We start from the raw sequence: 16,770 nt of genomic DNA on the forward strand, positions 1-16,770 counted from the left end.
CCGCCGCCCCTGGCGACCAGTGCGCGAACTGCGAGAACGAGGCCGCCCAACAGCCCAACCAGCCCAAAGGAGAGTGAGATGGCCGAGAAAATGACGCTGCTTGGGCGCGTGGAGGCTGCATTGCCAGTTCTACGCAACATGCTTGGATCGGCCGGTTTGTTGAATGGCCAAGGCATAGCGGACGAACTACTACGTGACGTTCGTGCCCACATCGCCCAGCCAGCGCAGGCGGTGGATGCCTTGCAAGATGCCATATTCCAGATCGCCGAACGCTTAGGCGAAGTTCGTGATCCGGACATGGACGACATGTCATGGCATACACAGCTCATTGCACGGGCGCAGTATTTGGCAAATGCGCAGGCGGTGGATGTGGCGTTGGTTCGGGAGGTGATTGTAGAGCTGCGAGATAAGGCAGAGGTGCCTGCGCTGATTCGGGCGCAATCGCTTGCCGACAAACTCACCCGCGCCATCGGCAACGCGCAGGCGGAGGGCAACTGATGCCCCGCCCCTTCACCCGCAAGCTCCCCGCGCACCACGGCTGCTTCAGCTACGCCCGCATCCCGGGACACGAAACCACGGGCGCACCCGCTGGCGTGACGTACCGCCTGTTCCGTCGCGACCAGGCCGGCGCACTGCATGCGGAAACCCGCAACTTCCACCCGGGCTGTTCGCGGCACCTCGTCGCCGCCGAGCTGAACGTGGCGCGGCATCAGCTGCGGAATACGGTGGATGAGATCGACCTGGCGTTGATGGGGGTGGTGTGATGAGCATCGTCAGCCGCAGCGCCGAACTGTCGCCCTGTGGAAAATACCGGTATCTGCTGACGCGCACACTTGCTGATGGCGCCGGGACGTGCGTATTCGTGATGCTCAATCCGAGCACCGCTGACCACACTGTGGACGACCAGACTATTCGGCAATGCATCGGCTTCGCCGGCGCGTGGCGCTTCAGGCGTGTGGAGGTCGTCAACCTGTTCGCGTGGCGCGCAACGCTACCGCGCGACATGCTTGCCGCAATCGACCCGGTCGGGCCTGCTGGCGATGACTGGCTCCTGCGTGCGGCCCGTGGTGGCGATCGCATCGTCTGCGCCTGGGGCGAGCATGGGCGGCATCGTGGGCGCGGTGACACGGTGCGGAGGCTGCTGATCGATAACGGCCACCAGCTGCACCACCTCGGACTGACCAAAGGCCACCAGCAGCCACGCCACCCGCTCTATCTGGCGCGCGATACAGCGCTGCAGGTGTGGGCATGACCGACCGCCAACTCCAACTCCACTGCGCCCGCGTCTACCTTGCCGAGGCCGGCCGGCGTCGCCACCACCCGCAGAACAAGGATTTCTACTGGACACTGATGGGCATGGTGGCCGGCTGCCGGCGCAAGGCGGCAGCGATGCGCGAGCCGTCACAAGCGGAGCTGTTCGCATGATGCGCGCGATTGACCTGTTCGCCGGGTCCGGACTTTTCAGCCGCGGCGCTGAGGATGCTGGCATCAACGTCATATGGGCCGCTAACCATTGGCAGGTAGCCGTCGATTGCTACGCCGCGAATCATTCCATCGAGCCGAAATGCCAGGATCTACATCAAGCCGATTGGACACAGGTTCCCGCGCACGATTTACTGATTGCCTCGCCGGCCTGCACTGGTCACACGCCGGCACGCGGTAAAGACCGCCCTCACCACGACGCCGATCGCGCGACCGCCTGGGCGGTGGTGTCGGCACTGGAATGCCACCGACCGAGTTACGGCGTGGTGGAAAACGTGGTCGCTTTCACGCGCTGGGTGCTGTTCCCTGCGTGGTGTCAAGCCGTCACGGCGCTGGGGTATGCCATCTCGCCGCATCGGGTCGATTTCGCCGACTTGGATGTGCCGCAGAATCGCGAGCGCGTCATCATCGTGCTGTCTCGATCGAAGCATCCGCTGCAGCTCGATCTGCCGAAGCTTCCTCACATTCCAGCGACGAAGATCGTCGATTTCAACGCCGGCAGTTGGTCGCCTATCCGCAAGCCCGGCCGCTCGCCGAACACCATCGCGCGTATTGAGCACGGCCGACAGATGCACGGCGATCGCTTCGTGGCGCCGTACTACAGCAATGGGTCCGGCTTGACTGGCCGCAGCTTGCATCGCCCGATTGGCACGATCCCAACCGTTGACCGCTGGGCCGTCATCGACGGCGACCGGATGCGCATGCTGTCGATCACGGAAGCGCGACTGGCAATGACGGTTCCCGACGATTACGTGCTGCCGCCGAGGCATGCCGACGCCATGAAGCTACTTGGCAACGCCGTGCCCAGGACTGGAGCGATGCACATATTCGAATCACTGAGGAATGTTGCATGACCATCCCCGCCTTCCCACTGACCTGGCCCGATGGCTGGGGCCGACTGAAGTCCTACCAGCGCAAGCGCGCCACGTTCACCCGGAACAAGCGCGAGCTGACGATCGCCGACGCCGTGACGCGCGTGCGCGAAGAACTTGGCCGCATGTCGATCCTTGACGACGACCTGGTCGTGAGCACGAACCTCGAGCTGCGCATGGACGGCTGGCCGAAGTCTGGCCAGCGCGAGCCCGCCGATCCCGGCGCCGCGGTCTACTGGCGCGACAAGGCCAAGAACACGCGCTGTATGGCCATCGACCGCTATGACCGCGTCGCCGACAACCTCGCCGCCATCGCCGCAACCCTGGACGCCATGCGCGCCATCGAGCGCCACGGCGGTGCCGAAATCCTCAACCGGGCATTCACCGGCTTTGTCGAGATCGAGAACAGCTCCGCTCATTGGAGCGACGTGCTGGGCACGTCCGCGCTGTCCAGTCGTGCCGAGATCGATGCCGCCTACAAACGCTTGCGCAGCCAACACCATCCCGACAAGGGCGGCGATGCCGAGATGTTCAACCGGATCCAGCAAGCGTATGCGGAGGCGACCAGCGAATGAGCATCGCCCTGACCCGCGAGGAGATTGCCGACCTGACGCGGTGCAAGCTCAAGGCTGGCCAGTGCGCCTTCCTGCGCAAGAACGGCATCCGCCACTACGTGGACGCCCACGGCTGGCCGGTGGTGACGCGTGCCGCAGTTGAAGGTGATCACGATCAGGCGCAAGCTCCGATGCGCTGGAAGTCGAACAAGGCCGCGTGACAATGGGACGTCTGCCGAAACGACCGGATGCGGTGCCGCAGCTTCGCGAGCGCAAGAAGCCATCCGGCAAGACCTTCTACTACTACGACCACGGCGGCAAGCCGCGGCGCGAGGAGCCGCTGGGCAGTGATTACGGCCTGGCCATCAAGCGCTGGGCCGAGATCCACCGTGCCAGCGACGAGAAGCCGGCGGCGGTGATCACGTTTCGCTATGTCGCCGATCGGTACCGCGCCATCGTCATTCCGACGAAAGCGCCGCGCACGCAACTCGACAATGCCAAGGAACTGAAACAACTGCTGGCCTATTTCGACGATCCACCGTGTCCGCTGGAAGCGATCGAGCCGGTCAACGTGCGGCAATACCTTACCTGGCGCAGCGCCAAGGCAAAGATCCGCGCGAACCGTGAAAAGGCCCTGCTGTCGCATATCTGGAACTGGGCGCGCGGCGAGGGCTACACGAGCCTGGCCAACCCCTGCGCCGGCATCAAGGGCAACCGCGAGACGGGGCGCGACGTGTACGTGGAGGATGATGCGTTCGATGCCGTCTGGAAGATCGCCAGCGGCCCGCTGCGCGACGCCATGGACCTTGCCTATCTGGCGGGCCAGCGCGTGGCCGACACGCTGCGGATGGACCAGCGGGACATGCGCGATGGGTTCCTGCACATCAAGCAGGGCAAGACCGGCACGAAGCGGCGCATCGAGATCACCGGCGACCTGGCGCAGCTGATCGACCGCATCGCCGAGCGCAAGGCCGGCTACAAGGTGCACGCTACACGGCTGATTGTGGGCGAGGATGGCCAGCCTTGGACGTATGACCGTCTGCGCCGTTCGTTCCGCGACACCTGCACGTTGGCCGGCATCAACCCAGACGCTTTCCAGCTCCGCGACCTGCGTGCCAAGGCCGGTACCGACAAGGCCGACTCAGCTGCCGATATCCGCGAGGCGCAGAAACAGCTGGGTCATTCGTCGGTCACGATGACGGAGCACTACGTCAGGAATCGGCGCGGCGCAAAGTCCACGCCGACCCGCTGATTTCGGTCCGCAATTCTCTCGGCCTGTAGACAGCGCAAGGCTTTCAAGGCTTCGAAAACCACCCGATTGCGGACCACCACTGGAGCTATCCGGTTGATTTATTTGACGGATCGACCGGGACTCAAAATCCGCTGGCAGCGATGTCGTGTAGGTTCGAGTCCTATCACCGGTACCACTTTGGTGTTCAGCGCCCTTCGCTGGACGCCGTCAAAACGAAAAAGCCCGCTTTGACGCGGGCTTTTTCGTGTCCGATGCGTCGTGCGGCGGGTCAGGCGCCGGGAGCTTCCGAAGTGGGGTTCTTCAGCGTGCCGGCCAGCGCCAGCTCGTCGACCATGCGGTAGAGCTCGTCGCGGTGGTAGGGCTTCTGCAAGGTGGGCTGTTTCCGCCAGCGCTCCGGCAGACCCTGCACGCCGTAGCCGGTGGAAAACGCAAACGGGATGCCGCGCTCCATCAGCACCTCCGCCACGGGGTAGATTTCCTGGCCATTGAGGTTGACGTCCAGGATGGCCAGGTCGAACGCTTCGTGCTGCGCCGCCTGCAGCGCCCGGTCCAGGTGCGCCAGCGGACCGATCAGCGCATGGCCCTGGTCGATGAGGATGTCTTCGAGCAGCATCGCCACCAGCATCTCGTCTTCCGCCAGCAGGATGCGCCGCGGCGCGGTGTTTGGCGGTGGCAGGGTTCGCGAGGGCGCCGTCATGCGTCGTGCCCGGTTGCAACGGTGGACAAGTCACCTATCGAGGGCGTCGCGCCGAAACGCCCGCATCGGGCGCGGTGCGATCGCAACGCAATGATCGTCTCGGGAGTCATGGCACCTCCGTAAAAAGCTGCACGCGGGTGGATTCCACCAGCATGCATGTACGACAGGGATTGCCATTTTTGCAGATGCGGCAGGCCATGGGTAGCGGCGACGTCACAGCTCGCGCACCACCCGGAACCCCACCCTGCCGCTGCGCACGGTGGCGTCCACGCCCTGCCGATACGCCGAGCGCTCCTGGTCCGGCGAACTGCCCCACGAACCGCCACGCACCACGCGCGCCGTGCAACCGGGGTTGATCCAGGCGCCGCCATTCACCGGCGCGCGGTTGTAGTTGTCGTGCCAGCAGTCGGCGACCCACTCCGACACGTTGCCGTTGATGTCGTACAAGCCGAACGGGTTGGGCGCGAATTTCATCACCGGCGCCGGCCCCCAATAGCCGTCGCGATAGCCGCGGAACGCATGGCTCCAGCGTCGGCCGGTGGGCGAGTGGTCGCCCGACCCGGTGAGGTTCTCCACCGTCTTCTGCGGCGTGCCGTCGCCCCACCAGTAACGCGTCGTGGTGCCGCCGCGCAGGGCGTATTCGAACTCGGCCTCGCTCGCCAGGCGATAGATCTTGCCCGTGCGTTCGCCCAGCCATGCCGCGTAGGCGCTGGCGTCGTTCCAGGAAACATTGACCACCGGCAGGTCATCCGCCGCCTTGCGGCCGGCGTAATCGTCCTCCCAGCTCGCATCGGCATCGTCGCGCATGGTGCCGCTGCGCTCGTCGTAGACACTGGCGCCGCCGAGTTTCTCGGAGTCGGGGCGATAACCACTCGCCCGCACGAATTCGCGGAATTGCGCCACCGTGATCGCGCTGCGAGCCATCGCAAAACCCATCGCGATAGTGACGGCATGCTGCGGCGTTTCCGCGTCGTTGTGACCGGGCTCACTGGCCGGGGAGCCCATCTGGAAGCTGCCTGTGGGGATGACCACCATCGCTGGCGTCTTGCCCGGCAAATCGATGTAGTGGTCGTTGAACACCTGGCCCGGCCGGTAACTTGCGTACAGGCGCGCGTTGATCAGTTGCTCGTCGAATTGATCCAGCGTCGGCAGATGAGGATCGACATCGCGCGCCTGGCGCGCCAGCTTTTCGGCCAGCGCGAGATTGCCGCCATCCAGCGCCGAGCGCCCCTGGGCCAGTATCCCGTTGGCGCGCTGACCGCGGATGTCGTCGACCCGCTTGCGCACGTCCTGCCATTGCTGCGAGCCGGGGTGGATGTCGGCCGCCCGCGCCAGTTCCTTGTCGGCTTCGTCGAACTTGTTCTGCGCCACCGCCGCCAGCGCACGGTCCAGCACCACGCGCTGCACCTGGAAAATACCCTGCTCCGCCACCGCGTTCTGCGGATCGAGCTTCTGCACTTCGCGATAGGTATCCAGCGCGCTGTCGCCCGCCGGCTGGTCGGCCTTGCCCTGCTGCAGCTGGCTCGCCGCCTTGGCCAGCATCGGGCGGACGGTAAGCAGCGTCTTCAGCTGGGTTTCCAGTTGCGCCACGTCATCGCCGGCATGCGGCAGCGTGCGCAGCGCATCGAGCAATTCCACCGCGCCTTCGGCGTCGCCCACGGCAATATCCTGCCCGATCTGCGCCACCAGCCGCGCACGCACATCGAACAGGCCTTGCGCGGCGCGGCGGCTGTCCGGCTTTTCCTTCAGCGCCTGGGCGAACAACACGGCGGCGCTTTCCCTGGCGCCCACCAGTTCGCCGGCGCGCAACGCCTTGGTGGCCCGCGCCAGCAACGCGCGCACCGCCGGCGGGTCCTCGCTCAACTGCTCGGGGAGATGGGCGTTGCCATGTTTCATGCGCGCGGCGATGACACTGGCCGGCGCCAGCGTCATCGGCGGACCGGCATTGACCTCGGCGATCGCCGGCACCTGCTCACGCTGCTGCTGCCCCGCGTTGGGGCCGCCCAGCGACATGCCGCGCGGAGTCGTCTGTTCGGGGCTGACGTGAAACAGCTGCGGGAAAAAGTGGTAAGTCAGCGCGAACGCCAGCACCAGTACACCCAGCGCGCCACCCATGGCGCGCTGGCGGCGCAAGACGGTATTGCTTGGCATGGGTTGGGCGTCCTCGAGGCGGCCTGTTATGGTGCGCTGCTCACCTTAGGCACAAACTGCTGGCAGGGCAATCTGCCCGTCGCACATCAAGGATCTTGCATGCTCTTGCCCGTCACGGCTGACGCCGAATGGATCGATAACCGCGATGCGCTGCAGGCGTGGCTGGACGCGCTGCCCGCCGCGGCGTCAGTCGGCGTCGATACCGAATTCATGCGTCGCAATACCTTCCACCCGCAACTGGCGCTGCTGCAGCTGGGATGGAACGGCCGGCATGCCTTGGTGGACCCGCTGGCATTCGACATCGGCGATGCGCTTCAGCCGCGGCTGGGCGATGGCACGGCCGTCACCGTGATGCACAGCGCCAGCGAGGATCTGGAAACGCTGGCGCCACTACTGCCCGACGGCCCGCAGCAATTGTTCGACACCCAGATCGCCGCCGCCTTTGTCGGCATGGGCCTGGGCCTCAGCTATCGCGCGCTGGTTGCCGAACTGGCGGGCGTGGACCTGGACAAGGGCGAAACCCGCTCCGACTGGCTGCAGCGCCCGCTGACCGATTCGCAACGCGCCTATGCCGCGCTCGACGTGGTCTACCTGAAGACCATCCACGACCAGTTGAGCGAACGCCTGCAGCAGCGCGACCGCAGCGCCTGGCACGCCGAGGACTGCGAGCGGCTGAAGCGCCGCGCCAGCCATCGCGACGGCGACCCGCAACCCCAACGCGCCTTGCGCGCCGCCGCCGAATGGCCGCGAGAGAAACAGGCGCTGCTCCGGCGGTTGCTGCTGTGGCGCGACGGCCGTGCGCGCAGCCTCGACCGACCGCGCCCCTGGCTGATGGATGACACGCTGGCCCTGAGCCTGGCAGCGCAGCCGGCCACCACGCTGTCCGATCTCGAACAGCGCAGCCGCGGCCAGCGCGCCTTGCGCTCGGCCCAGCGCAGCGAATTGTTCGAGTTGATGAGCCAGCCGGTCGACGCCGACGAGATCGCCGCCACCGCCCGCATCCCTGCCCATCCCCAGGGCAACGCGAAAAAGGCGCTGGCGGCGATGAAGCAGGAGGTCGACGACCGCGCCACCGCCCTCGACCTGCCATCGGGCCTGCTGTGCCCGCGCAAGGTGCTGGAGGAATATGTGGTCACCGCCGAATGGCCCGAATTCCTGGAAGGCTGGCGGCGCGAGGTGCTGCACGACCACCTGCCGGCCTTGCTGCCCGCGTGATCATGACGCTTGGCGAATCCGGAATGCGCTGCTAATATTCGCCGCTTACGTGGGGCGGTAGCTCAGCTGGGAGAGCGTCGCGTTCGCAATGCGAAGGTCGTGGGTTCGATCCCCATCCGCTCCACCACTCATGTCGACAAACGACGCTTCATGCCCTCGCGGTGTGGAGCGTTTTTGTTTGGGCGCGTGATGGCCTCGACCCGCCCGCCATCAGCCCCGTTCACCTGCGCGCAAGCCGGCGCGATCACGCCACCCGGCGCCATGACTTCGCCGCTGCGCGACGCGCGTTCAGCCGTCTGAACGTCCTCTGGCAACGTCACCGCCAAGCCCAGCCGTACAGGCGTGACATAACCGATGTAATCGACATGTGAATTCACGTTTGTATTCACACTAATCATGTCGATTGAACGGATCATTTGGCTTACATTCACTGTAAGACCGTTCGACCATGCAATCATCGAAGACCACATTTCAGCCACGCGATGACAAGACGGCTTTGCCACAATGCATCCACTTCTTATTCAACGTGAGACAACAAGATAATCAAGCTGGCACCACCCTTCTTAATGGCGGTCAACCCACCTGATTACCAGACTTGCATGCATCGACAATGACCAGCCACTTTGGCGAGTCATTATTCCCTTGCGATGCTTCACAGGGATGGAATGAAGCATGATTCCGCCACGTCCAGCGCCTGACCGACCCTGACCCGGACTGCGGGAGTGCTTCGATATTGTGTTCAAACGTGTACTGATCGTCTGCATGGGCAATATCTGCCGCAGCCCGACGGCGGAATACCTGTTTCGCCAGCGCATGGAATCGCGCGGTGTCAGCTTCAGCAGCGCCGGAATCGGCGCACTCGTGGGCAGGCCCATGGACGCCAATGCCCTGCAATTGCTTGCCGAAGACGGCATCGACGGCAGCATGCACCGGGCGCACCAATTGACGCCTCCCATGCTGCGCGAAGCCGACCTGATACTGGGTATGGAAAAGAGCCATTTGGGCGCGATGATTCAATTTTCGCCGGAGATCAATGGAAAGGCCTATCTGCTCGACAAATGGTTGAACGGGACTGACATTCCCGACCCTTATCGTCAACACCGATCCGCATTCGAACATGTTCACCAGATAATCACGCAGGGTGTCAGCAGTTGGGAGCCCTATCTGTAATTCCCGTCCATGCCACGAGTTGATTCCCCCTATGGCCGCCATTCAAGACCCTGTGCAGCGCGACGACGAGATTGACCTGAGCGAATTGCTCGGCACCCTCAGCGACCACAAATGGTTGATTGGCATCATCACCGGCGTATTCGTACTGCTCAGCATCGCCTACGCGATGTTGACGACGCCGATCTACCAGGCCACCTCGGTGGTGCAGGTGGAGCAGAAAGTGCCAAGCCTGCCGGGACTCAGCGCGCTGACCCAGACCCTGGGAGCGGCCAGCCCCGAGGCAACGACGGAAACCGCGCTGATCACTTCGCGGATGGTGCTTGGTGCCGCGGTCGACGAGCTCAAGCTCGACATCGAGGCGCACCCGCGGCGCATGCCCCTCATCGGCAAATACTTCGCGCGCAAATATGCCGCGAACAATCCCGGCCTGGTGTCCCCGCCGCTGTTCGACAAGGTCGAGTACGACTGGGGCGGTTCGAAGCTGGAGATTTTCCAGCTGGACGTTCCGGACAGCCTGCTGGATCAGCCGCTCACCCTGATCGCCGGCAGGAACGGCGCCTATGAGCTGGTCGATGCCGACGAGAACGTCCTGGTCTCCGGCAAGCTCGGCCAAACCTCCAGCGGCCACGGCGTGACCATGCAGGTCCAGACCCTGGTGGCGAACCCGGGCACGCAGTTCCGCGTATTCCGCCATCGCCGGTTGACCGTGATCAACGGATTGCAGAGCGCGATCAACGTCAACGAGCAGGGCAAGGAGTCGGGCATCCTGAAGATGACCTACGACAATCCCGACCCGCAGTTGGCCGCCAACGTGCTCAAGGAGGTCGGCGAGCTCTACGTGCAGCAGGATGTGAACCGCAACTCCGCCGAAGCGGCGAACAGCCTGAAGTTCGTGCGGGAGCAACTGCCCAACGTGCGCCGCGACCTGGAGCGGGCCACCGCGGCGCTCAACGCGTATCAGATCAAGGCGCACTCGGTCGACATCAGCATGCAGACCCAGGGGCTGCTGGATCAGGAAGTGGACATCCAGTCCAACATCCAGAAGTTGCGCCTGCAGCTGGCCGACATGCAGCGCCAGTACACGCCCGAGCATCCGGCGTACAAGGCGCTGGTCCAGCAGATCGGCCAGCTCGAGGCGCAAAAGGGCGGCATCGACAAGCGGGTGGGCGACCTGCCCGACACCCAGCAGCAGCTGCTGAAACTGAAGCGTGACGTGCAGGTCAGCAACGACACCTATACCGGGCTGCTCAACCAGGCCCAGCAACTGGATATCGCGCGCGCCGGCACGGTGGGCAACGTGCGCATCATCGACCAGTCGGCGGTGGACATCACGCGGCCGGTGTGGCCGCGGAAAACCATCATCGTGCTTGGCGGCACGCTGCTGGGCGCCTTCGTGGCCCTCGTCTTCGTGTTCATCCGGCAGATGCTCAATCGTGGCATCGAAGACCCGGCCGTCATCGAGAAGATCGGCCTGCCCGTTTACGCCACCATCCCGATCAGCCCGCGCGAGCAGACGCTGCAGCAGAACATGCGCCTGCATGGACGGGGCAAGCAGCGCCTGCTGGTCATGGACGCACCCGCGGACCTTGCCACCGAAGCCTTGCGCAGCCTGCGCACCAGCCTGCATTTCGCCCGGCTGGAAGCGAAGAACAATGTACTCATGATCTCCGGCTCCAGTCCGGATGTAGGCAAGACCTTTGTCGCGGCCAACCTCGCCACCGTCGTGGCCCAGAGCAACCAGAGGGTGCTGTTGATCGACGGCGACATGCGCCGGGGCTCGCTGCACAAGCTGGTCGGCGGCAAGGCCGAGGTCGGGCTTTCCGAGCTGATCACCGGCCAGGCTGAGCTGGCCGCGGCAACGCGCCAGGTCGGCCTGATGGAAAACCTGCATTTCATCGCCCGCGGCAAGTTGCCACCGAACCCGTCCGAGCTGCTGATGAACGCCCGCTTCTCCGCACTGCTCGAACACCTGCGGCCGCTGTACGACCTGATCATCATCGACACCCCGCCGATCCTGGCGGTTACCGACGCCGCCATCATCGGCCATCACGCCGGCACCGCCCTGCTGGTGGTGCGCTTCGGCATCAACCAGGCGCGCGAGATCGCGCTGGCCAGGCAGCGTTTCGAGCAGAACAACGTCCCGCTCAAGGGCGCCATCTTCAACGCCGTGGAGAAGCGCAGCCGGGGCTACTACTCCTACGCCTATTACGGCGTCGGCCTGCCGTCGAGATGACGCCAGCCGCAGCGACGCGCGCACGAACAAAACAGGGATCACGCAACACGCAGGACCATCCATGCCTAGCTCCAAGAACTTCGCCCTCATTGGTGCCGCCGGCTACATCGCGCCCCGCCACATGCAGGCCATCAAGACCACGGGCAACCAGCTGCTGGCCGCATTCGACCCGAACGATTCGGTCGGCATCATCGACAGCCATTTCCCCAACGCCGATTTCTTCACCGAATTCGAGCGCTTCGACCGCCACGTGGACCTGCGCCGACGTGCCGGCAACGGCGGCCAGATCGACTACGTATCCATCTGCTCGCCCAATTACCTGCACGACTCGCACATGCGTTTCGCGCTGCGTTCCGGCGCCCACGCCATCTGCGAAAAACCGCTGGTGCTCAACCCCTGGAACATCGACGGCCTGCAGGACATCGAGCGCGACACCGGCAAGCGGGTCAACACCATCCTGCAACTGCGCCTGCACCCGTCCATCGTGGCCCTGCGCGAACAGGTGCAGCGCGGCCCGCACGATCGCAAGCACGAGGTGGATCTCGCCTACGTCACCTCGCGCGGCCACTGGTACCTGCAGAGCTGGAAGGGCGATCCGAAAAAATCCGGCGGCATCGCCACCAACATCGGCGTGCACTTCTTCGACATGCTGCACTACATCTTCGGTGCGCTGCAGGCCAACGTGGTGCACCTGGACAGCGAGACGAAGGCTGCCGGTTATCTGGAATACCAGAACGCCCGCGTGCGCTGGTTTCTCTCGGTGGACATCGAGGACGTACCGGGCGCACTGCGCGAAAACGGTCAGCGCACCTACCGCTCGATCACCGTGGACGGCGAGGAGATCGAGTTCTCCGGCGGCTTCACCGACCTGCACAACCGCAGCTACGAAGAGATCCTCGCCGGACGCGGTTTCGGCCTGGACGAAAACCGCGTCGCCATCGAAACGGTGTCGGCCATCCGCAACGGCAAGCCCGCCGCCCGCGCTGACGACGCGCATCCCTTCCTCGCACGGCAAGCCTGAAGAGTGAGCAGCATGGACTATTACCTGCACCCCTCCGCGATCGTCGATGAAGGCGCCCAGATCGGCGCCGGTTCCCGCGTGTGGCACTTCACCCATGTCTGCGGCGGCGCGCGCATCGGCAGCGACGTCTCGCTGGGGCAGAACGTGTTCGTGGGCAACAAGGTCGTCATCGGCGATCGCTGCAAGATCCAGAACAACGTGTCGGTGTACGACAACGTCACGCTGAAGGAAGCCGTCTTCTGCGGCCCCAGCATGGTGTTCACCAACGTGTACAACCCGCGCTCGCTGATCGAGCGCAAGAGCGATTTCCGCGACACCGTGGTCGACAAGGGCGCCACGCTGGGCGCGAACTGCACCATCGTCTGTGGCGTGACGATCGGCGAGTTCGCCTTCATCGGCGCCGGCGCGGTGATCAACCGCGACGTGCCGGCCTACGCCTTGATGGTCGGCGTGCCGGCCCGGCAGATCGGCTGGATGAGCGAATTCGGCGAGCAGCTGAACCTGCCGCTGGAAGGCCACGCCGAGGAGGTCTGCGCGCACACCGGCACGCGCTACGTGCTGAGCGGACGCGCGCTGTACCGGCAGGAGGCGGCGCAATGATCGACTTCATCGACCTCAAAACGCAGCAGGCGCGGATCAGGGACCGCCTCGATGCGGGGATCGCCCGCGTGCTGGCCCACGGCCAGTACATCCTTGGCCCCGAAGTGGCCGAACTGGAGGAGAAGCTGGCCGCCTACGCCGGCGTGGCGCACTGCATCGCGGTGGCCAACGGCACCGACGCGTTGCAGATCGCGCAGATGGCGCTGGGCATCGGTCGCGGCGACGAGGTGATCACGCCGGGCTTCACCTATATCGCCACCGCCGAAACCGTGGCGCTGCTTGGCGCCACGCCGGTGTACGTGGACGTCGACCCGCGCACGTTCAACCTCGACCCCGAGCTGCTGGAGGCTGCCATCACGCCACGCACGCGGGCCATCATTCCGGTCTCGCTGTACGGCCAGTGCGCCGACTTCGATGCCATCAACGCCATCGCCGCAAAACATGGCATCGCGGTGATCGAGGATGCCGCGCAGAGTTTCGGCGCCAGCTACAAAAACCGCCGCAGCGGCAGCCTCGGCACCCTGGCGTGCACCAGTTTCTTTCCGACCAAACCACTGGGCTGCTACGGCGACGGCGGCGCCGTGCTGACCGACGACGCGGAACTGGCCCGCCTCGTGCGGCAGATCGCCCGGCACGGCCAGGACCGGCGCTATCACCACGTACGCGTGGGCGTGAACAGCCGCCTGGATACGCTGCAGGCGGCGATCCTGCTGCCCAAGCTGGACATCCTCGACGACGAGATCGCGTTGCGCCAGCAGGTGGCGCAGACCTATGCCCGGCTGTTCGCCGATGCCGAGCTGGCGATCGCGCCTTTCGTCGAAACGCACAACCGCAGCGCCTGGGCGCAGTACACCGTGCGGGTGCCCGAGCGCGACGAGGTGCAAGCGCGGTTGAAGGAAGCCGGCATCCCCACCGCCGTGCACTACCCGTTGCCGCTCAACCGGCAGCCAGCGGTAGCCGATCGCAAACGGCGGTTGCCGGTGGGCGACACCCTCGCCGAGCAGGTCATCAGCCTGCCGATGTCGCCCTACCTGGGCGCGGATCAGCAGCAGTCCATCGTGACGGCGCTGGCGTCGGCTCTCTCCCATCTGCCGTCGCGCCGGGTTTGTCCTGCATGAAGAAAATCATTTTCGGAAAGTGCTATGCCTTTTCCTGCGATGCGAGCCTGGAGGCGCCGCTGGCGGAAAGCCTGAGCCTGTATGCGGACGCTCCCGGCCGCGCGCCCGAGGTGAACATCCGTATCGTCGACGCCGTGACGGCGCGCCGTCCCACGGCGATCAACCCGCGCGTGCATGAAGCCTTCGAGCACGGCATGCGCACGGTGTTTCCCGGCGTCGACGTCTGCTGGGAACGCTCCGCCGACGGCGGTCTCCATGTCGAGGTCGCCATCCGGCGCCGCCGCGGGATGCGGCGCGTGGTCCACAAGCTGCTGTCGATGGAGTACGCACGCGAAACCGAGGCGTTCGAGCAGATCCTGCACGAACTGGTGCTGGTGCCGTCGGTGTATTTCTTCGACGACATGGTGCCGATCCATGCGTCGGCGGTGACGATCGGCGACAGCGCCTGCCTGCTCGCCGGCACCGGCGGCGCCGGCAAGTCGTCGGCGATGCTGGCGCTGCGCAAGCATCCGGGAGCCGGCTTCGTCAGCGACGACATCGTGGTCATGTCCGATACCGGCCGCGTCCACGGCAACATGGCCTGGCCGAAGATCTACGGCTACAACTGCGCCGGCAACCAGATGAAGCGCGAGCTGCTGGCGGGGCGCGGCTGGATCGACCGCGCCCACTTCGCCATCAAGAACCGGCTGAATCCCGCCAGCGTGCGGCGCAAGATGTCGCCCGACCGCCTGTACTCGAGCGTGGATTCCGCATCGGCCCCGCTGTCGCGCCTGTATTACGTGGTGCGCGAGGACGTGCCCGACATCCGCCTGTCCAAGCTGAGCCTGGCCAGCGTCGTGGACATGACGATCGCCGTGGTCAGCGCCGAATACAGCGTCTTCCACGACCATCTGTACTGGGAAAAATACAACGCGCTGGCCACCGCGCGCACCGCCATGCTGACGATGGAAGAAGTCACCGCGAACTGGCGCCGGGTGCTCTCGGGCAGCCTCGCCGCGGTCGGCTGTTTCAAGATCAGCATCCCGCTGAAGGTGGACCACGCCACCTATCAGGAGCGCGTGACCGACATCATCACCTCGGGCATGGCCGCGACGCCGTGATAATCGCCATCCTGACCAACGCCTATCCCTACCTCCCCGGTGAGCAGTTCATCGAGGACGAGATCGGCTACTGGGCCGCGCGCGACGACATCAGCGTGACCCTGCTGCCCGCGCTGGCGACGGGCACGCCGCGGCCGGTGCCGGCACGCATCGCGGTCGATACAGGCATGGCGAGCACCGTCGGGGTCGGGCGCCTGTGGCATGCGCTGGCGGCGCTGCGTTCGGCCATCTTCTGGCGTGAGCTGGGTTATCTGCGGCGGTCGCGCAAGCTCCAGCCGCGCACCATCGGCCGCGCCCTGCTGCACACGTCCAAGGCGCTGGAACAGTCCGCGCAGTTGCAGCGCCACGCCAGGATTCACGGTCGCATCGACGTGGCGTACTGCTACTGGAACGACACCCAGGCCTGCGCCGCCGTGCTCGCCAGGGAAGCCGGTGCGGTACGCAAGGTCGTCTCCCGCACGCACGGTTACGACTTGTACGAAGCACGCCGCGATTCCGGCTACATGCCGCTCAAGCGGCAGTTCATCGCCGCCTTCGACGCGGTCTTCGCGCTGTCCCGCGAAGCGGGAACGTACCTGCAACGAACCTATGGCGCGCCAGCGGAAAACATCCGCATCAGTCCGCTGGGTGTGCCGCTGGCCAAGGCACTCAACCGTCCGAGCCCGACCGGTTGCCTGCACGTGGTGTCGGTGGCGTCCTGCATGCGGGTGAAGCGGCTGGACCGGATGATCGGCGCGCTGCGCCTGTTCGCCGGCAGGCACCGCGATATCCGCATGACGTGGACACACGTCGGCGGCGGCCCGCTGCTGGAAGAAACGAGGGCATTGGCGAAACGGGAGCTGGCTGGCCTGGGCAACCTCGAGTTCACGTTCACCGGCGAGCTGCGCCACTCCGCCGTCGCGGCGCTGTACCGCGACGCGCCGGTGGACATGCTGGTCAACACCAGCGAGTCCGAAGGTGTGCCGGTGTCGATCATGGAGGCGATGAGTGCGGGCGTGCCGGTGGTTGCGCCCGATGTGGGCGGCGTCTCCAGCCTGGTGTCCGCACGCTGCGGCGTGTTGCTTCGCCCGCAACCGGACGCGGAGGAAATCGCCGACGCGATGGCGCGGGTCGCCTTCGCCGATGGGCGTGCGCATTTGCGCGCCAACGCGCGGCAGATGATCGAGGCCGGCTTCGATGCCGCCAGGAATTACCGCGATTTCGTGGCCGGCATCGTCGCCCTCGGCGCCGCCGACGACAGCCCGGCGCGCCGCCGGCAGCCGGCGGCACCGGCCATCCAGCATGCGGCGGGCAGGTAATTGCGAC

Annotated in this window: 19 protein-coding genes and 1 tRNA gene; 17 read left to right on the plus strand and 3 right to left on the minus strand. The window is 65.4% G+C overall.

The features are described 5' to 3' along the window. Window positions 1-78: 78 nt before the first annotated feature. From UU9_RS12605 to UU9_RS12635, 8 genes are read left to right on the plus strand one after another with little or no spacing between them, the layout of a single operon-like run. On the plus strand, window positions 79-498 hold the full coding sequence (locus UU9_RS12605; RefSeq protein WP_007082139.1) for a hypothetical protein: 420 nt from the start codon (window positions 79-81) through the stop codon (window positions 496-498). Next, window positions 498-764 carry a hypothetical protein gene (locus UU9_RS12610; RefSeq protein ID WP_007082140.1) on the plus strand — a complete coding sequence of 89 codons (267 nt, stop codon included), beginning with the start codon at window positions 498-500 and terminating at the stop codon, window positions 762-764. Before UU9_RS12605 ends, UU9_RS12610 begins: the two co-directional genes overlap by 1 nt. Next, on the plus strand, window positions 764-1,252 hold the full coding sequence (locus UU9_RS12615; RefSeq protein WP_007082141.1) for a DUF1643 domain-containing protein: 489 nt from the start codon (window positions 764-766) through the stop codon (window positions 1,250-1,252). Before UU9_RS12610 ends, UU9_RS12615 begins: the two co-directional genes overlap by 1 nt. Beyond that, window positions 1,249-1,425: a hypothetical protein gene (locus UU9_RS18000; protein WP_156804283.1), complete on the plus strand. Its 177-nt coding sequence runs from the start codon at window positions 1,249-1,251 to the stop codon at window positions 1,423-1,425. Before UU9_RS12615 ends, UU9_RS18000 begins: the two co-directional genes overlap by 4 nt. Next, on the plus strand, window positions 1,422-2,336 hold the full coding sequence (locus UU9_RS12620) for a DNA cytosine methyltransferase (RefSeq protein WP_007082142.1): 915 nt from the start codon (window positions 1,422-1,424) through the stop codon (window positions 2,334-2,336). Before UU9_RS18000 ends, UU9_RS12620 begins: the two co-directional genes overlap by 4 nt. After that, window positions 2,333-2,929 (plus strand): DnaJ domain-containing protein, encoded by a 597-nt coding sequence (locus UU9_RS12625; RefSeq protein ID WP_007082143.1) that lies wholly within the window; start codon window positions 2,333-2,335, stop codon window positions 2,927-2,929. Before UU9_RS12620 ends, UU9_RS12625 begins: the two co-directional genes overlap by 4 nt. Beyond that, window positions 2,926-3,129, plus strand: a complete 204-nt coding sequence (locus UU9_RS12630) for a DUF4224 domain-containing protein (protein ID WP_007082144.1) — start codon at window positions 2,926-2,928, stop codon at window positions 3,127-3,129. The genes UU9_RS12625 and UU9_RS12630 overlap by 4 nt, the downstream gene beginning before the upstream one ends. A 2-nt stretch (window positions 3,130-3,131) precedes the next feature. Next, window positions 3,132-4,160, plus strand: a complete 1,029-nt coding sequence (locus UU9_RS12635) for a tyrosine-type recombinase/integrase (RefSeq protein WP_007082145.1) — start codon at window positions 3,132-3,134, stop codon at window positions 4,158-4,160. A gap of 268 nt (window positions 4,161-4,428) precedes the next feature. Here UU9_RS12635 and UU9_RS12640 read toward each other — a convergent pair whose 3' ends face one another. Both UU9_RS12640 and UU9_RS12645 read right to left on the minus strand, forming a co-directional pair. After that, window positions 4,429-4,857: a response regulator gene (locus UU9_RS12640; RefSeq protein ID WP_007082146.1), complete on the minus strand. Its 429-nt coding sequence runs from the start codon at window positions 4,855-4,857 to the stop codon at window positions 4,429-4,431. Window positions 4,858-5,070: 213 nt separating this feature from the next. Then, window positions 5,071-7,008: an SUMF1/EgtB/PvdO family nonheme iron enzyme gene (locus tag UU9_RS12645; RefSeq protein WP_007082147.1), complete on the minus strand. Its 1,938-nt coding sequence runs from the start codon at window positions 7,006-7,008 to the stop codon at window positions 5,071-5,073. Window positions 7,009-7,107: 99 nt separating this feature from the next. On the opposite strand from UU9_RS12645, the gene UU9_RS12650 reads away from it, so the two are divergent. Together UU9_RS12650 and UU9_RS12655 are read left to right on the plus strand one after the other, a co-directional pair. Continuing rightward, window positions 7,108-8,223 (plus strand): ribonuclease D, encoded by a 1,116-nt coding sequence (locus UU9_RS12650; protein WP_007082148.1) that lies wholly within the window; start codon window positions 7,108-7,110, stop codon window positions 8,221-8,223. Between the two features lie 51 nt (window positions 8,224-8,274). Next, window positions 8,275-8,350 (plus strand) — tRNA-Ala (locus UU9_RS12655). Window position 8,351: 1 nt separating this feature from the next. Here the strand turns inward: UU9_RS12655 and UU9_RS18005 are convergent. Then, entirely contained in the window at window positions 8,352-8,639 is a 288-nt protein-coding gene (locus UU9_RS18005; protein WP_156804284.1) for a hypothetical protein, read from the minus strand. 319 nt (window positions 8,640-8,958) lie between these two features. Between UU9_RS18005 and UU9_RS12660 the strand changes: the two genes are divergently transcribed. The 7 genes from UU9_RS12660 to UU9_RS12690 all read left to right on the plus strand — a co-directional run bounded on the left by UU9_RS12660 (window position 8,959) and on the right by UU9_RS12690 (window position 16,763). Beyond that, on the plus strand, window positions 8,959-9,393 hold the full coding sequence (locus UU9_RS12660) for a low molecular weight protein-tyrosine-phosphatase (protein ID WP_007082149.1): 435 nt from the start codon (window positions 8,959-8,961) through the stop codon (window positions 9,391-9,393). A gap of 31 nt (window positions 9,394-9,424) precedes the next feature. Further along, window positions 9,425-11,626 carry a polysaccharide biosynthesis tyrosine autokinase gene (locus UU9_RS12665; protein ID WP_007082150.1) on the plus strand — a complete coding sequence of 734 codons (2,202 nt, stop codon included), beginning with the start codon at window positions 9,425-9,427 and terminating at the stop codon, window positions 11,624-11,626. 61 nt (window positions 11,627-11,687) lie between these two features. Continuing rightward, window positions 11,688-12,647: a Gfo/Idh/MocA family protein gene (locus UU9_RS12670; protein ID WP_007082151.1), complete on the plus strand. Its 960-nt coding sequence runs from the start codon at window positions 11,688-11,690 to the stop codon at window positions 12,645-12,647. Window positions 12,648-12,659: 12 nt separating this feature from the next. Continuing rightward, entirely contained in the window at window positions 12,660-13,247 is a 588-nt protein-coding gene (wbpD, locus tag UU9_RS12675; protein ID WP_007082152.1) for a UDP-2-acetamido-3-amino-2,3-dideoxy-D-glucuronate N-acetyltransferase, read from the plus strand. After that, on the plus strand, window positions 13,244-14,365 hold the full coding sequence (locus tag UU9_RS12680; protein ID WP_007082153.1) for a DegT/DnrJ/EryC1/StrS family aminotransferase: 1,122 nt from the start codon (window positions 13,244-13,246) through the stop codon (window positions 14,363-14,365). The genes wbpD and UU9_RS12680 overlap by 4 nt, the downstream gene beginning before the upstream one ends. Next, complete coding sequence (locus UU9_RS12685) at window positions 14,362-15,465, plus strand: phosphoenolpyruvate carboxykinase (ATP) (RefSeq protein WP_007082154.1); 1,104 nt, start codon at window positions 14,362-14,364, stop codon at window positions 15,463-15,465. Before UU9_RS12680 ends, UU9_RS12685 begins: the two co-directional genes overlap by 4 nt. After that, a complete protein-coding gene (locus UU9_RS12690; protein ID WP_007082155.1) occupies window positions 15,462-16,763 on the plus strand; it encodes a glycosyltransferase in 1,302 nt (433 codons plus the stop codon). Before UU9_RS12685 ends, UU9_RS12690 begins: the two co-directional genes overlap by 4 nt. Window positions 16,764-16,770: the final 7 nt, after the last annotated feature.

This window comes from Rhodanobacter fulvus Jip2 (assembly GCF_000264315.1).
Taxonomy (GTDB): Bacteria; Pseudomonadota; Gammaproteobacteria; order Xanthomonadales; family Rhodanobacteraceae; genus Rhodanobacter; species Rhodanobacter fulvus.

Coding starts and splice junctions, on each gene's coding strand:
- UU9_RS12685 (WP_007082154.1), top strand. CDS start 14,362: ATGAAGAAAATCATTTTCGGAAAGTGCTATGCCTTTTCCTGCGATGCG.
- wbpD (WP_007082152.1), top strand. CDS start 12,660: ATGGACTATTACCTGCACCCCTCCGCGATCGTCGATGAAGGCGCCCAG.
- UU9_RS12620 (WP_007082142.1), top strand. CDS start 1,422: ATGATGCGCGCGATTGACCTGTTCGCCGGGTCCGGACTTTTCAGCCGC.
- UU9_RS12645 (WP_007082147.1), bottom strand. CDS start 7,008: ATGCCAAGCAATACCGTCTTGCGCCGCCAGCGCGCCATGGGTGGCGCG.
- UU9_RS12635 (WP_007082145.1), top strand. CDS start 3,132: ATGGGACGTCTGCCGAAACGACCGGATGCGGTGCCGCAGCTTCGCGAG.
- UU9_RS12650 (WP_007082148.1), top strand. CDS start 7,108: ATGCTCTTGCCCGTCACGGCTGACGCCGAATGGATCGATAACCGCGAT.
- UU9_RS12680 (WP_007082153.1), top strand. CDS start 13,244: ATGATCGACTTCATCGACCTCAAAACGCAGCAGGCGCGGATCAGGGAC.
- UU9_RS12670 (WP_007082151.1), top strand. CDS start 11,688: ATGCCTAGCTCCAAGAACTTCGCCCTCATTGGTGCCGCCGGCTACATC.
- UU9_RS12615 (WP_007082141.1), top strand. CDS start 764: ATGAGCATCGTCAGCCGCAGCGCCGAACTGTCGCCCTGTGGAAAATAC.
- UU9_RS12625 (WP_007082143.1), top strand. CDS start 2,333: ATGACCATCCCCGCCTTCCCACTGACCTGGCCCGATGGCTGGGGCCGA.
- UU9_RS12665 (WP_007082150.1), top strand. CDS start 9,425: ATGGCCGCCATTCAAGACCCTGTGCAGCGCGACGACGAGATTGACCTG.
- UU9_RS12640 (WP_007082146.1), bottom strand. CDS start 4,857: ATGACGGCGCCCTCGCGAACCCTGCCACCGCCAAACACCGCGCCGCGG.
- UU9_RS12610 (WP_007082140.1), top strand. CDS start 498: ATGCCCCGCCCCTTCACCCGCAAGCTCCCCGCGCACCACGGCTGCTTC.
- UU9_RS12630 (WP_007082144.1), top strand. CDS start 2,926: ATGAGCATCGCCCTGACCCGCGAGGAGATTGCCGACCTGACGCGGTGC.
- UU9_RS18005 (WP_156804284.1), bottom strand. CDS start 8,639: ATGATCCGTTCAATCGACATGATTAGTGTGAATACAAACGTGAATTCA.
- UU9_RS18000 (WP_156804283.1), top strand. CDS start 1,249: ATGACCGACCGCCAACTCCAACTCCACTGCGCCCGCGTCTACCTTGCC.
- UU9_RS12605 (WP_007082139.1), top strand. CDS start 79: ATGGCCGAGAAAATGACGCTGCTTGGGCGCGTGGAGGCTGCATTGCCA.